General features: G+C 74.9%; 11 protein-coding genes. 4 read left to right on the top strand and 7 right to left on the bottom strand.

Annotated features, from left to right (window positions below):
• Positions 1-14 precede the first annotated feature (14 nt).
• From ACFY2K_RS24180 to ACFY2K_RS24160, 5 genes are all read right to left on the bottom strand, one after another.
• A complete protein-coding gene (locus ACFY2K_RS24180) occupies positions 15-605 on the bottom strand; it encodes a DinB family protein (protein ID WP_375891200.1) in 591 nt (196 codons plus the stop codon).
• Between the two features lie 88 nt (positions 606-693).
• The gene (locus tag ACFY2K_RS24175; protein ID WP_375891202.1) at positions 694-1002 is read right to left on the bottom strand and encodes a DUF6191 domain-containing protein; all 309 of its coding nucleotides are present in this window, start codon (positions 1000-1002) and stop codon (positions 694-696) included.
• A gap of 128 nt (positions 1003-1130) precedes the next feature.
• Positions 1131-1703 (bottom strand): dihydrofolate reductase family protein, encoded by a 573-nt coding sequence (locus tag ACFY2K_RS24170; RefSeq protein WP_375891204.1) that lies wholly within the window; start codon positions 1701-1703, stop codon positions 1131-1133.
• A gap of 126 nt (positions 1704-1829) precedes the next feature.
• On the bottom strand, positions 1830-2567 hold the full coding sequence (locus tag ACFY2K_RS24165; protein WP_380641049.1) for an SRPBCC domain-containing protein: 738 nt from the start codon (positions 2565-2567) through the stop codon (positions 1830-1832).
• On the bottom strand, positions 2564-3262 hold the full coding sequence (locus ACFY2K_RS24160; RefSeq protein ID WP_387713898.1) for a helix-turn-helix domain-containing protein: 699 nt from the start codon (positions 3260-3262) through the stop codon (positions 2564-2566). The genes ACFY2K_RS24165 and ACFY2K_RS24160 overlap by 4 nt, the downstream gene beginning before the upstream one ends.
• A 312-nt stretch (positions 3263-3574) precedes the next feature.
• Here ACFY2K_RS24160 and ACFY2K_RS24155 point away from each other — a divergent pair, with 312 nt between their 5' ends.
• From ACFY2K_RS24155 to ACFY2K_RS24145, 3 genes are all read left to right on the top strand, one after another.
• Positions 3575-4300, top strand: coding sequence for a hypothetical protein (locus ACFY2K_RS24155; RefSeq protein ID WP_387713896.1), 726 nt, complete (start codon positions 3575-3577; stop codon positions 4298-4300).
• Position 4301: 1 nt separating this feature from the next.
• Positions 4302-6089, top strand: coding sequence for a DNA polymerase Y family protein (locus ACFY2K_RS24150; RefSeq protein ID WP_387713893.1), 1788 nt, complete (start codon positions 4302-4304; stop codon positions 6087-6089).
• Positions 6090-6157: 68 nt separating this feature from the next.
• On the top strand, positions 6158-9451 hold the full coding sequence (locus ACFY2K_RS24145; RefSeq protein WP_387713890.1) for an error-prone DNA polymerase: 3294 nt from the start codon (positions 6158-6160) through the stop codon (positions 9449-9451).
• A gap of 202 nt (positions 9452-9653) precedes the next feature.
• On the opposite strand, the gene ACFY2K_RS24140 is transcribed toward ACFY2K_RS24145, so the two are convergent.
• Complete coding sequence (locus ACFY2K_RS24140; protein WP_387713887.1) at positions 9654-10496, bottom strand: TIGR03084 family metal-binding protein; 843 nt, start codon at positions 10494-10496, stop codon at positions 9654-9656.
• A gap of 148 nt (positions 10497-10644) precedes the next feature.
• Here ACFY2K_RS24140 and ACFY2K_RS24135 point away from each other — a divergent pair, with 148 nt between their 5' ends.
• Positions 10645-11475 carry a LuxR C-terminal-related transcriptional regulator gene (locus ACFY2K_RS24135; protein WP_387713884.1) on the top strand — a complete coding sequence of 277 codons (831 nt, stop codon included), beginning with the start codon at positions 10645-10647 and terminating at the stop codon, positions 11473-11475.
• On the opposite strand, the gene ACFY2K_RS24130 is transcribed toward ACFY2K_RS24135, so the two are convergent.
• Positions 11468-13003 (bottom strand): AMP-binding protein, encoded by a 1536-nt coding sequence (locus ACFY2K_RS24130; protein ID WP_375891219.1) that lies wholly within the window; start codon positions 13001-13003, stop codon positions 11468-11470. The two genes, ACFY2K_RS24135 and ACFY2K_RS24130, sit on opposite strands and share 8 nt — an antisense overlap.
• Positions 13004-13011 lie beyond the last annotated feature (8 nt).

The following is a 13011-nucleotide window of genomic DNA, read 5'->3' as shown; positions in this document are numbered from 1 at the left end:
TCCCGCCCCCGGGCTCAAGCGAGTCCGCCGGCCCGTCGGGCCGCCTGCTCCACCCGGTCGTGGTGGGCCCGCCACCACGAGGCGTCGCCGGGGGCCGTGTTGGCGCCGTCGGACCGCTGGCCGGTGGCGCCGTCGATGAGTTCGCGGACCAGGTCGGCGTGGCCGGCGTGCCGGTGGGTCTCGGCGATCAGGTGGACGAGTACCCGGTGCAGGGTCTGCTGCGGGCGGTCGCCGAACGGGAGCCGGCCGACGGCGTCCAGCGGCAGCGCCTCGATGGTGGCGTCCGAGTGCGCCCAGACCCGGCGGTAGCGCCCGAGGACCTCCTCGGTGCTCTCCTCGGCCCGGGCCCACAGGTCGCCGTTCGGCTCGTCGGTGCCGACGAACCACAGCGGGGTCGGTTCGGGGAAGGGGCGCCCGAAGGTCTCGCCGAGGTACAGCGCCTCGGCCCCGGTGACGTGCTTGACCAGCCCCAGGAGGTTGGTGCCGGTGGGTGTGAGCGGTCGCCGGAGGTCGTACTCGGAGAGGCCGTCCAGCTTCCACAGCAGGGCGTCGCGGGCGTCCTGGACGTAGATCCGCAGGTCGTTCTTGTCGTCGTTCGCCGTCATGGGATCAGTCTGGTGACGGCCGGGAGCCTGTCCACCGGTTTAAGACCGACCGGTTCAAGCGTGACGGGACGTCAGCCCTCCTGCCCGGTCAGCCCCGCCGGATCACCGCCGTGCCCCGGGCCAGGTCCACCCCGGTGGGGTTGCGCGGTGCGCCGTTCTCGTCGTCGTCGCGCTGCATCAGCGAGGACTGCCGCTCCTTGAGCTCGTGCTGCTTGCCCGCCGAGAAGCTGGCGTGCAGCTGCTCGAAGCCGGTGGCGGAGATCTGGCCCTGTCGCGCCGGGGTCCGCCAGGGCAGCAGCCCGGCCCGTCCGGCGCGCAGCAGCAACTGGTCGACCAGGGCCAGCACGGTGAGCAGCACCACCAGCCCGGGCAGGGTGACGAAGACGAGGAGTCCCATGGGTCGAGTATCCGTGTCCCCGGCGGTCCGCAACAGGCCCGGGCGCCGGGAACGCATGCCGGGAACGCGCGGCGGGAACGCCGGGAACGCACACCAGGAACGCCGGGAACGCGCGGCGGGAACGCCGGTCAGCGCACGACGTCGAAGATCTGCTTCTGCAGGCCGTTGCCGTAGACCTGGTGCTCGACCAGCTCCAGCTTCTGGGCGTCCTTGTCCGTGGCGCTGAACAGGCGCTTGCCCGCGCCGAGCAGCAGCGGGTAGACGAGCAGGTGGTAGCGGTCGATCAGGCCGGCGTCCGAGAGGCTGTGGTTCAGGGCGGCGCTGCCGTGCAGGATGATCGGCCCGCCCTCGGTCTCCTTGAGGGCCGCGACCTGGTCGACCGAGCGCAGGATGGTGGTCTCGCCCCAGTTCGACACCAGGTCGTCCTCGGTGAGGGTGGTGGAGACGACGTACTTCGGCAGCGTCTTGTAGCGGGCGAACTCCGGCATGTCCGGCCACACCGGGCTGAACGCCTGGTAGCTGACCCGGCCCAGCAGCATCGCGGTGGCCTCCTCCTGCTCCTGTCCCTTGATCTCGTAGGCCTCGGGGACGAACTCGACGTCCTTGAAGGTCCAGCCGGAGTTCCGGTAGCCGGGTTCGCCGCCGGGGGCCTCGACGACGCCGTCGAGCGAGACGAAGGCGGTGCTGATCAGGGTACGCATGGGTGGTTCCTCGGTTCTCGTGGCTCTGCGGTTCTTGTGGGACTGCGGCTCTCGGGACTGCGGTTCTCGCGGGTCTACGGTTCTCGTGGCTCTGCGGATGTCGGACGGGCGATGCGTGCGCGTCGGTCAGGCGAGGAGCCCGGCCAGCCATCGCTGCCAGGCGGCTTCGGCCCCGTCCGTCGCGGGCCCGAAGAGGTGGTGGAACATCAGCACCGTCCCCGCGCCGTGGTGGAAGGTGTAGAGCCCGTCGGCGGTGCGGAGTTCGAAGCGTTCGTCGTCCGCCCAGACCACCTCCCCGTCCAGTGCGGGCAGTCCGGCCGGTCCGGCGTGGGCCCGGGCACCCACGGTGACCGGGAGCGGCAGTGACAGGGCGTCGGCGAGCAGGCCGCGGACCTCCGGGTCCGGGCGTCCGCCTCCGGGCGCCGCGGCGAAGACCGGGGTGCCGGTGCGGCCGGGGAAGTGGGTGAGGTACTCGCGGAGCGTGTGCAGGTGGAACGGCCAGCCGCGGCGCAGCGCGTCGTACTCGTCCTGCCAGTCGTCGCCGAGCAGGCCGCTGTGGACGACGCGGAGCACGGTGCTGCCGCCGTCCCGGCCCTCGATCAGGTACTCGAAGGCCATGAACCGGCCGTCCTCGGCGGTGGCGGTGCGGGTGGCCAGGCGCTTGCCGGGCTCGTGGGCGGTGACCACCGCCTCCGTGCGGTGGCCGCCGATCTCCATGCCGGCGGTTCCGCCCTCGCGCGGATCGAGTTCGTTGCGGCCCATGAACCAGGAGTCGAGGCCCGGTCCGGTGGCGATGGCCTCCCAGACCTGTTCCGGGCTCGCCGGGAGGGTCGTCTCCAGTTCGATCTCGAAGGGGTGGGTCATGTCCGGTTCTCCTGGTCGGCCTCGGGCCGCGGTCGGGTGTCCGTGGGCCGCGGTCGGGTGTCCGTGGGCCGCGGTCGGGTGTCCGCGGGTTGCGGTCGGTCGTCCTCGGGTTGCGGTGCCGAGGGGATCTGGTGGAGTCCGACGACCACCCGGTGGCTGCGGCCCCCGGGGGCGGACTCGTCGTGGTAGCGGCTGACCAGGGTGGCCACGGCCAGGGACAGTTCCTCGGCGAAGGCCGTCCGGTCGGCGGCGGAGGCGAACCGCACCTGGGCGTCGATGCCGAAGGAGGCGACCCGGCGCCCGGCGCGGGAGGCGCCGGTGAGCAGGGCCCCGACCTCCTGCACCAGCCGGGAGCCCAGGGCGAGCAGCCAGCGGGCGGAGAGCTGGTCGGGGGAACGGGAGGGGTCGGGGCTCACGGCGGCCAGGACGCTGGGGGAGATCACGTAGGAGGCGGCGGTGGCGCGGTACACCCGTTCGGTGACGTTGCCCTTGCGTCGTTCCTCGGCGAGTTCGACGAGTCCGTGCCGTTCCAGTTCTTTCAGGTGGTAGTTGACCTTCTGCCGGGGCAGTTCCAGCCGGGTGGCCAGCATGGCGGCCGAGCCGGGCTCGGCGAGGGCGGCGAGGATCCGGGACCGGATCGGGTCCAGGGAGGCCTCGGCCGCGGCGGGTTCTTCGATCACGGCGACGTCCAGCACCTCTCCAGCATCCGACCGACAAAAAAATTTGTCAAGGAAAAAAGGGTTGTCGGTCACCTGGAAGAGCCAAGGGGGCTCCGGCATTCGGCGCATCCGACACGGAGCGTGACGGATGGGGGTGGTGGGGTGGACTTGAATCTTTGCGAACGGATGTTCGATCCTGGGGCTGTGCCCGTTTTCGAACCTTCTTTCGAATCCACCGTCGAACAGCAGCCCGCACGCCCCGTGCTGCGGCCGGTGGCGCTCCCGGCTGCCGTGCCCGCGTCCGAGAGCGTGCGGACGGACGGGTTGACGGACGGGATGACGGCTGGCTTGACGGCTGGGCAGGCGGCCGGGCGCGGACTGGTGCCCGTGGTGCCCGCCCTGCGCGAGGTACTGCCGGACGGCGGACTGCGGCGCGGGACGGCGGTGTCGGTGGCGGGCGGGGACGCCGGACTGCTGCTCGCGCTGGCCGCCGGGGTCCGGGAGACCGGGGGCGGCTGGGCGGCCGCGGTCGGGCTGCCGGAGCTGGGCCTCGCCGCCGCCGAGGGGTACGGCCTGGACCTGCGCCGCCTGCTGGTCGCCGACGACCCGGGGCGGCACTGGCCCGAGGTGGTGTCGGTGCTGGCCGGCGCGGTCGAACTGATCATGCTGCGCCCGGACGGGCCGGTGCCCCCGAAGCTGGCCGCCCGTCTGGCCGCCGTGCTGCGGCGCACCGGCTGCGTGCTGCTGGTGGCCGGGCCGTGGCCGGGGGCGGTGCTGCGGCTGGGGGTGCGGTCCGGGCGCTGGTTCGGGCTGGGGGACGGCCACGGGCAGCTCGCCGGGCGTCAGGTGGAGGTGGTGGCCGAGGGGCGCGGTTCGGCGGTGCGCGGCCGGACGGCCCGGCTCTGGCTGCCGGACGAGCACGGCGCGGTGCGCCCGGTCCGGGAGCAGCCGCAGCCCCTCGCCGTTCCCCTGGGCCCCGCGGCCGTCCCCGCCGTTCCTGCCATGCCCGCCGTAGTGCCCGCCGTCGTCCCCGCCGTTCCCGTGGCGGCTCCGCTCGTGGCGGCGGTGGTGTGACATGCCGACGACGCCCGACGGCAACCGGACCCCCAGGGTCCTGGTGGTCTGGTGCCCGGACTGGCCGGTGGTGGCCGTCACCGGTGACGACCCGGTGGCCGTGACCGAGGCCGGCCGGATCCTCGCCTGCTCCGCGGGCGCCCGGGCTGCCGGGGTGCGGCAGGGGCAGCGGCTCAAGCTGGCCCAGCGGCTCTGCCCGGAACTGGAGCTGCGCGACCGCGACCCGGAGGCGGAGACCCGCCGTTTCGAGCCGGTGGTCGCGGCGGTAGAGGCGTTCACGCCCCGGGTGGAGGTGATCCGCCCGGGTCTGTGCGCGATTCCGGTGAAGGGCCCGGGCCGCTACTTCGGCGGCGAGGAGGCGCTCGCGGCCCTGGTCGGCGCGGCGGTGGCGGATGCCCTCGGGCGACCGCCCGTCCCGGACGCCGTCCCCGGCGCGGTGGCAGTGCCCGCCACGCCAGGCCCGCCCGCCACCCCAGGCCCGCCCGCCGCACCGGTCACCGGACCCACCGCCGTACCTATCACCGGACCCACCGCCGAACCCACCGCCGCACCGGCCACCGGACCGACCGCCCCCCACGCCCGGATCGGCGTCGCCGACGGCCTGTTCGCCGCCGTGCTCGCTGCCCGCGCCGGGGTGCTGGTGCCCGCCGGTCGTACGGCGGAGTTCCTCGCCCCCTACCCGGTGGCCACGCTGGGTGACGAGACGCTGGCCGAGCTGCTGGGGCGGCTCGGCCTGCCCACCGTCGGGGCCTTCGCCGCGCTGCCGCCCGAGGCGGTCGCGGACCGCTTCGGCCCGACCGGGACGGTCGCGCACCGGCTGGCCCGCGGCCTGCAGCCGCGCCCGCTGGTGCCGCGCGGCGAGGAGCCGGACCTCGCCGTCGAGCAGCGCTTCGACCCGCCGGAGCCGTCGACCGAGCCGCTGGTGTTCGTCGCCCGCACGCTGGCCGAGCAGCTGCACCGGCGGCTGGCCGGAGCCGGGCTGACCTGCCGCCGGGTGGCGGTCGAGGTGGCCTGCGCGGACGGCCGGACGGTCTCCCGACTGTGGCGGCACGAGGGCCGGCTGTCCGCGACGGCCCTGGCCGAACGGGTCCGCTGGCAGCTCCAGGCCTGGCAGGGCATGGGCACCTTCACCAGCGGCCCCGGCAGTACCGGCAACACCGACGGCCAGGGCAGCACTGGCAGCACCGGCAGCCCCGCCAGCCCCGGGGGCGAGGAGGGCTTCGCCCTGCTCCGCCTCGCCCCCGACGGCTTCTCCCCGGACCAGGGCCGCCAGCTCGCCCTGTGGGGCCAGGCCGTCGCGGACGACCGGGTGGAGCGCGCGGTGGCCCGGGTGCAGGCGGTGCTCGGGCATGCCGGGTTGCGCCGGATCGAGCCGGCGGGCGGGCGTGGTCCGGGCGAGCAGCAGGTCCGGGTGCCGTGGGGCGAGCCGTACGAGGCGGCGGCCGCGGCGGACGCGCCCTGGCCGGGGCGGCTGGCGGAGCGGTCGGCGGACCTCTGGCCGGCCGTGGTGCTGCGCGAGCCGGCGCCGGTCCGGGTGCTGGACGAGGCCGGCCGACCGGTCACGGTGGACGGCCGGGCGGGGGTGTCGGGCCGCCCGGCCCTGGTCGTGGCCCGGGGCCGGGAGGAGCGGGTGGCGGCCTGGACCGGGCCCTGGCCGGCGGTCGAGTACTGGTGGGACCAGTCGCTCGCCCGCCGCCGGGCGCGGTTCCAGGTGGTGGTGGACGGCGGCCGGGCGCTGCTGCTCACCGTGGAGGGGGGTGCGTGGTACCTGGAGGCCGGCTACGACTAGCGGCCCGAAGGCCCGCGGCAGGGGGACAGGGGGGCAGGACCAGTACGAGAGCGACGAAGGCAACCCCGATGGGCTTCACCAGCCACCCCACCGTCCCCTGGAGCGAACTGCACCGCCGGCTGGCCGGCGCCGCGCCGGACCGCACGGTCGTCCCGCTGCGCCGCCCCGCCTCGGAGGCCCCCACCGAGGAAGCCCCCACCTCGGAGACCCCCACCGAACCCCCCACCGAAGAAGCCCCCACCGAACCCCCCACCGAGGAACCCCCCACCGAACCCTGGGCCGAACTGCACGTCCACTCCGCCTTCAGCTTCCTGGACGGCGCCAGCGACCCGGAGGACCTGGTCGCCGAGGCGGCCCGGCTGGGCGTGGAGAGCCTGGCGATCACCGACCACGACGGCCTGTACGGAGCGGTCCGGCTCGCCGAGGCGGCCCGGGGGACGGGCGTGGCCACCGTCTTCGGGGCCGAACTGACGATCCGTCACGGCGCGAGGGGTGCGGGTGCCGAGGACGTCGAGCACCTGCTCGTCCTGGCCCGCGACCCGGCCGGCTACCGCCGTCTCTCCGCCGCGATCGCCGCCGCCCAGCTGGCCGGCGGTGCCAAGGGCCGTCCGGCGTACGACTTCGCCGCGCTCGCCGAGGCGCACGACGGCCACTGGGCGGTGCTCACCGGCTGCCGCCTCGGCCGGGTCCCGGCGGCCCTCGCGACCGGCGGGGCGGAGCAGCGACTGCGCACCCTCACCGAGGCGTTCGGCCGCGAGAACGTGTACGTCGAGCTGATCGACCAGTGGCTGCCCGGCGACGACCGGCGCAACGACGCCCTCGCCGCGCTCGCCGGAGAACTGCGGCTGCCGGTCGTCGCCTCCACCAACGCCCACCACGCCGGCCCCGCCCAGGGCCGGCTCGCCCAGAGCCTGGCCGCCCTGCGCGGGCGCCGCACCCTCCAGGAGGCGGCCGGCTGGACGAGGGCCTCCGGCACCGCGCACCTGCGCTCGGGCCGGGAGATGGCCGCCCGGCTGGCCCGCTTCCCCGGCGTCCGGCGGGCCACCGCCGAACTCGGCCGGGCCTGCGCCTTCGACTTCGCCAAGCTGGACCCGGAACTGCCCGGCTACCCTGTCCCCGAGGGGGAGACCGAGATCGGCCACCTGCGCGCCCTGGTCGCGGCCGGCGGCCCGGCCCGCTTCGGCCCCGGCAACGCCGCCGCCCGCCGCCAGCTCGCCAAGGAACTGGACGTGATCGAGGACCTCGACCTGGCCGGCTACTTCCTGATCGTCCACGACATCGTGGACTTCTGCCGGAGCCAGGACATCTGGTGCCAGGGCCGCGGTTCGGCCGCCAACTCGGCGGTCTGCTACGCCCTCGGGATCACCGCCGTCGACCCGGTCCACTACAAGCTGCTGTTCGAGCGCTTCCTGTCCACCGCCCGGGACGGCCCGCCCGACATCGACCTGGACATCGAGAACCGCCGCCGCGAGGAGGTCATCCAGTACGTCTACCGCCGCTACGGGCGCGAGCACGCCGCCCAGGTCGCCAACGTGATCACCTACCGCCCCCGGCTGGCGATCCGCGACGCCGCCCGGGTGCTCGGCTACCCGCAGGGGCAGGTGGACGCCTTCAGCCGGCAGACCGACTTCCGTTCCGCCCCCGGCGCGGACGCTGTCATCCCCGCCGACGTGCTCTCGCTCGCCGCCCAACTCCACGGCCTGCCGCGCCACCTGGGCATCCACTCGGGCGGCATGGTGCTCACCAGGGAGCCGATCGGGGAGATCTGCCCGACCGAGTGGGCCCGGATGCCCGGGCGCTCCGTCCTCCAGTGGGACAAGGAGTCCACCGCGGGCGCCGGGCTGGTGAAGATCGACCTGCTCGGCCTCGGCATGCTCGCCGCGCTGCACGACGCCTGCGACCTGATCGCGCTCCACCACGGCCTGCGCTACGACCTGGCCGGCATCCCGGGCGACGACGAGGGCGTGTACGCGATGCTGCGCCGCGCCGACACCGTGGGCGTCTTCCAGGTCGAGTCCCGGGCGCAGATGGCCACCCTGCCCCGGCTCAAGCCGGACCACTTCTACGACCTGGTGGTCGAGGTCGCGCTGATCCGCCCCGGCCCGATCCAGGGCGGCTCCGTCCACCCGTACCTGCGCCGCCGCGCCGGGGCGGAGCCGCCCGGCTGCCCGCACCCGCTGATGGAGAACGCCCTCGGCAAGACCCTCGGGGTGCCGCTGTTCCAGGAGCAGATGATGCAACTCGCCATCGACTGCGCCGGGTTCACGCCCGCCGAGGCCGACCGGCTGCGCCAGGCGATGGGCGCCAAGCGCTCGCACGAGCGGGTCGCCCGGCTGCGCGACCGGCTGCTCACCGGGATGGCCGAGCGCGGCATCCCGGCCGAGGTCGCCGAGGACGTCTACGGCAAGATCGAGGCCTTCTCCAACTACGGCTTCCCGGAGTCGCACGCGATCAGCTTCGCCTACCTGGTGTACGCCAGCGCCTGGCTCAAGCACCACTTCCCGGCGGCCTTCACCTGCGCTCTGCTGGCCAACCAGCCGATGGGCTTCTACTCGCCGCTCAGCCTGGTCGCGGACGTCCGTCGGCACGGCGTACGGGTGCGCGGGGTGGACGTCAACGCCAGCGGGCCGCGCCCCACCCTGGAGCCGTACCGGGGCCCGACCCCCGCGCCGCCGCTGACCGCCGGCCGGCCCCAACCGGCCATCCGGCTCGGCCTGGAGACGGTGCGCGGCATCGGCACCCCGCAGGCCGAGCTGATCGCGGCCGGGCAGCCGTACGCCGACCTGGAGGACTTCGCCCGCCGCACCGGTCTGCCCGCGCCCGCCCTGGAGGCGCTGGCGACGGCCGGGGCCTTCGACTGCTTCGGCCTGACGAGACGTCAGGCGCTGTGGGCGGCAGGCGCGTTCGCGGGGATCTCGGCCGAACTGCTCCCCGGCACCACGCCCGGCACCGAGGCGCCGGAACTGCCCGGGATGAGCCCGGTCGAGGAGACCATCGCCGACCTGTGGGCCACCGGCACCTCCGCCACCAGCCACCCGCTCCAGCACCTGCGCGCCCACCTGGACCGCGGCGGCGCGCTCAGCGCCGCCCAACTCCCGCACGTGCCACCGGGAACGGCCGTGGTGGTCGGCGGCCTGGTCACCCACCGCCAGCGCCCGCCGACGGCCGGCGGGGTGCTCTTCCTCAGCCTGGAGGACGAGACCGGCCTGATCAACGTGATCTGCAACCGCCCGGTCTGGGAGTCCCAGCGCCGCACCGCTCTGGACCGGGCCGGCCTCCTGGTGCACGGCCACATCGAACGCGACCGCGGCGCCACCAACCTGATCGCCACCCGCCTCACCCCACTCCGGACCGGCCTCTGAGGCCCCGGTCCGCCCGGTCGTGCTCAGCCCGGTCGTGCTCAGCCCGGTCGCGCTCAGTCCGGGTAACGCACCAGCCCGCTCAGCTCCAGCTCGAAGTCGAACGGCTCGGGAACGCGCATGCTGTCCCCGAACTTCCGGTCGTGCCGCGCGTGGTAGCGGTCGTGGTCCGGTGCAGTCTGTGCGCGGACCCGCTCCGGGCCGGTCAGGCTCCGGCGCCGGGCTGCCGGCCCTTGCCGGGAGGGCCGGCGAAGGTCTGGGCGATCGGCAGCCAGATGGTGGCGATCGGGCCGGTGGCGGTCAGGGCGAGGTCGTCGCGGTGGCGGCGCTGGGTGACCAGGAGGCAGAAGTCCAGGGCCGGGCCGGTCACCACGTCCATCGCGTCGGTCGGGCCGAAGGCCCACGAACCCCCGTCGGGTGCGGTCAGTTCGAGGCGCACCGGGCGTTGCGGCGCGGGCAGGCCGTGGGCCGCGAAGGCGAAGCCGAGGGTGCGCAGGCCCAGGTGGGCGATGTGCCGCAGCCGGTCGGTGGGTTCCCGGGTCGTGCCCAGCGCGTCCGCCACGTCCTGGCCGTGCGCCCAGGTCTCCATCAGTCGGGCGGTGGCCATCGAGGCGGGCTTCATCGGCGGGCCGAACCAGGGCAGCCGGACGTCGGCGGGGGCGGCGGCGAGGGCGGCCTGTACCTGCGCCCGCCCGGCCCGCCAGCGGGCGAGCAGGGCGGCGGGTTCGGCGGCCGCACCCTCCCGGGCGCCGTCCTCGACCGGGTCGGCGCCGGCGGCCAGCAGCTGGGTGAAGCGGCCGCCGAGCGAGGCGGTGAAGCCCTCCGGGGCGCGGGTGGCCAGTGCCGTCCAGTCGTCGGTCCAGGCCAGGTGGGCGATCTGGTGCGCGACCGTCCAGCCCTCGGCCGGGGTGGGCGCGGCCCAGTCCGCGGCCGACAGTCCGGCCACCAGTCCGTCCAGGACGGCGCTCTCGGCCCGCAGGTCGGCCAGCAGGCCGTGCAGGACGTGGCCCGGGGCGCCCGGCGTGCCCGGGGTGTCGGGGTCGGTCATCGGCTCTTCCCTCCGCTCGGCGCGGTTGCTACTCGTCGGTAGCCCGCGGCCGCACCCTACGCCCCGACCGGCGCCGACGCCCGCCACTCCACGGAACACGCACGTCAGGACTCTCGCCTCCGGTCGCACCGCGTGTGACAATTCCGCGATGACCAGGGCTGCGGACCCCCTCACTGCCGTGCCGTTCGGCGCCCCCGAGCGCCCGGACCACCCCGAGCGCCCCCACCACTCCCACCACTCCCACCACCCCGCCGACTCCGACGACCCCGAACTCGCCGCCCGCGCCGCCGAGCTGGTGCGCCGCGCGGTGCTCGGAGACCTCGCCCGCCGGGTGGTGGCCGAGTGCGGTGCCGACGTCGGGCTGGTCGGCGTGCCCGAGCCGCTGCCCGGCCGCCGCCCCGGCAGCGAGGGCATGGTGCTGCGCCACTGGGCCGGCACCCGGGCGGACCTGCTGCACGACGTGCCCGTCCCGGCCGGCCTCGGCCTCGGCGGCCGGGCGCTCGCCGAGCGCGCGCCCACCTGGGTACCCGACTACCGTGCGGCCACGACCATTTCGCACCAGTACGACGCGGCCGTGGCCGCCGACGACCTGTACGCGATGCTCACCGTCCCGCTGCTGGACGGCGACACCGTGCACGGCGTGGTGTACGCCTCGCTGCGCACCGTCGTCCCGTTCGGGGACGTCCGGATCTCCGCCGTCGGCCGGCTGGCGGCGACGGCCGCCCGGGCGCTCGCCGGGGCGGCGGCCTGGAGCCGTACGAAGCCCGAACCGGTGCCGCCCGCACGGCCGTTGACCCGGCGCGAGCACGAGGTGCTGCGCTGGGCGGCGACCGGCCGGACCAATCCGGAGATCGCCGCCCACCTGGGCCTGACCTGCAACACCGTGACCGGCTACCTCAAGTCCGCGATGCACAAGCTCGGTGTCCGCAACCGGACCGAACTCGCCCTGGCGGCCAGGGCGACCGGACTCGTCAGTTGACCTGGCGCTCCCGCCCGCTCCAGTACGGCTCGCGCAGCCGGAACTTCTGCAGCTTCCCGGTGGCCGTGCGCGGCAGTTCGGCGCGGAACTCCACCGAGGTGGGTGACTTGTAGCCGGCCAGCCGCTGCTTGCAGTGCGCGATCAACTCCGCCTCGGTGACGGCCGCCCGGTCCTCCCGGAGCACCACCAGGGCCTTGACCGTCTCGCCCCACTTCTCGTGCGGCACCCCGATCACCGCGACCTCGGCCACCGCCGGGTGGCCGTACAGGCAGTCCTCCACCTCGATCGAGGAGACGTTCTCCCCGCCGCTGATGATGACGTCCTTCTTCCGGTCCGAGATGGACAGTTGGCCGTCGGTGAGGGTGCCGCCGTCGCCGGTGTGGAACCACTCGCCCCGCAGCGCCTCGGCGCTCGCCTCCGGTTGCTGCCAGTACCCGTCCAGCACGGTGTTGGAGCGCACCAGCACCTCGCCCTGGGCGTCGACCCGCAGCTGGGTGCCGAGCGCGGGCGCGCCGGCCTGCACCAGCTTCTCGGCCCGTTCGGCGGCCGGCAGGGCGTCCCACTCGGCGCGCGAGCGGTTGACGGTGACGATCGGCGCGGTCTCGGTCAGGCCGTAGAGCTGCATGAACTCCCAGCCCAGCTGCTCCTCGACCTGCTGCACCACGGAGGTCGGCGGCGGGGCGCCGGCCACGATCATCCGCACCCTGTCCCGGCCGGGCACCGGGCCGTCCCAGTCGGCGGCCGCGTCCAGCACCATCTGCACCACGGCGGGCGCGCCGGACAGGAAGGTCACCCCGTGCCGCTCGACCCGGCGCAGGATCTCGGCGCCGTCCACCTTGCGCAGCACGATGTGCCGGGCGCCGAGTCCGGTGAGCGAGAACGGCAGGCCCCAGCCGTTGGCGTGGAACATCGGCAGGGTGTGCAGGTACACGTCCCGGTCGTTCGCGCCGTAGTGCAGGCCCATCAGCGTCGCGTTCAGCCAGACGTTGCGGTGGGTGAGCTGAACCCCCTTGGGGCGGGCGGTGGTTCCGCTGGTGTAGTTGATGGTCGCGGTGTCGTTCTCGGAGATCGCGTACCGGCGGGGCGCGTGGTCGAAGTCGTACAGCAGCGCGTCACTGTCCGCGCCGAGCACGAACTTGTGCTTGGCCACCACCCCGTGCAGCGCGTCGGCGAGTTCGGGGTCGACCAGCAGGACGGAGGCGCCGCTCTGCTCGACGATGTACGCGACCTCCTCGGCCCGCAGCCGGAAGTTGACCGGCACCAGTACCCGGCCGTACCCGCTCACCCCGAAGAAGGCGGTGAGCAGCCGGGCCGAGTTGTGCGAGACGATCGCGACCCGCTCGCCCGGACCGACGCCGAGCCGGTCCAGCCCGGCGGCCTGGGCCCGGGCGAGCCCGGCGATCCGCCGGTAGCTCAGCTCGCCCCAGGATTCGGCCGGTTGCACCGGCTCGTCGACGATGCCGACCCGGTCGCCGTAGACCAGCTCGGCCCGGTCGAGGAAGTCCAGCACGGAGAGTGGAATCTGCATGCGCCCAC

This window comes from Kitasatospora sp. NPDC001309 (assembly GCF_042896295.1).
GTDB lineage: Bacteria > Actinomycetota > Actinomycetes > Streptomycetales > Streptomycetaceae > Kitasatospora.
This window is presented reverse-complemented; position numbering and strand designations above follow the sequence as displayed.

What these genes read in the sequence shown, in the direction of transcription:
- ACFY2K_RS24180 (WP_375891200.1), bottom strand. Translation starts at nt 605, where the DNA reads ATGACGGCGAACGACGACAAGAACGACCTGCGGATCTACGTCCAGGAC.
- ACFY2K_RS24175 (WP_375891202.1), bottom strand. Translation starts at nt 1,002, where the DNA reads ATGGGACTCCTCGTCTTCGTCACCCTGCCCGGGCTGGTGGTGCTGCTC.
- ACFY2K_RS24170 (WP_375891204.1), bottom strand. Translation starts at nt 1,703, where the DNA reads ATGCGTACCCTGATCAGCACCGCCTTCGTCTCGCTCGACGGCGTCGTC.
- ACFY2K_RS24165 (WP_380641049.1), bottom strand. Translation starts at nt 2,567, where the DNA reads ATGACCCACCCCTTCGAGATCGAACTGGAGACGACCCTCCCGGCGAGC.
- ACFY2K_RS24150 (WP_387713893.1), top strand. Translation starts at nt 4,302, where the DNA reads ATGCCGACGACGCCCGACGGCAACCGGACCCCCAGGGTCCTGGTGGTC.
- ACFY2K_RS24145 (WP_387713890.1), top strand. Translation starts at nt 6,158, where the DNA reads ATGGGCTTCACCAGCCACCCCACCGTCCCCTGGAGCGAACTGCACCGC.
- ACFY2K_RS24140 (WP_387713887.1), bottom strand. Translation starts at nt 10,496, where the DNA reads ATGACCGACCCCGACACCCCGGGCACGCCGGGCGCCCCGGGCCACGTC.
- ACFY2K_RS24135 (WP_387713884.1), top strand. Translation starts at nt 10,645, where the DNA reads ATGACCAGGGCTGCGGACCCCCTCACTGCCGTGCCGTTCGGCGCCCCC.
- ACFY2K_RS24130 (WP_375891219.1), bottom strand. Translation starts at nt 13,003, where the DNA reads ATGCAGATTCCACTCTCCGTGCTGGACTTCCTCGACCGGGCCGAGCTG.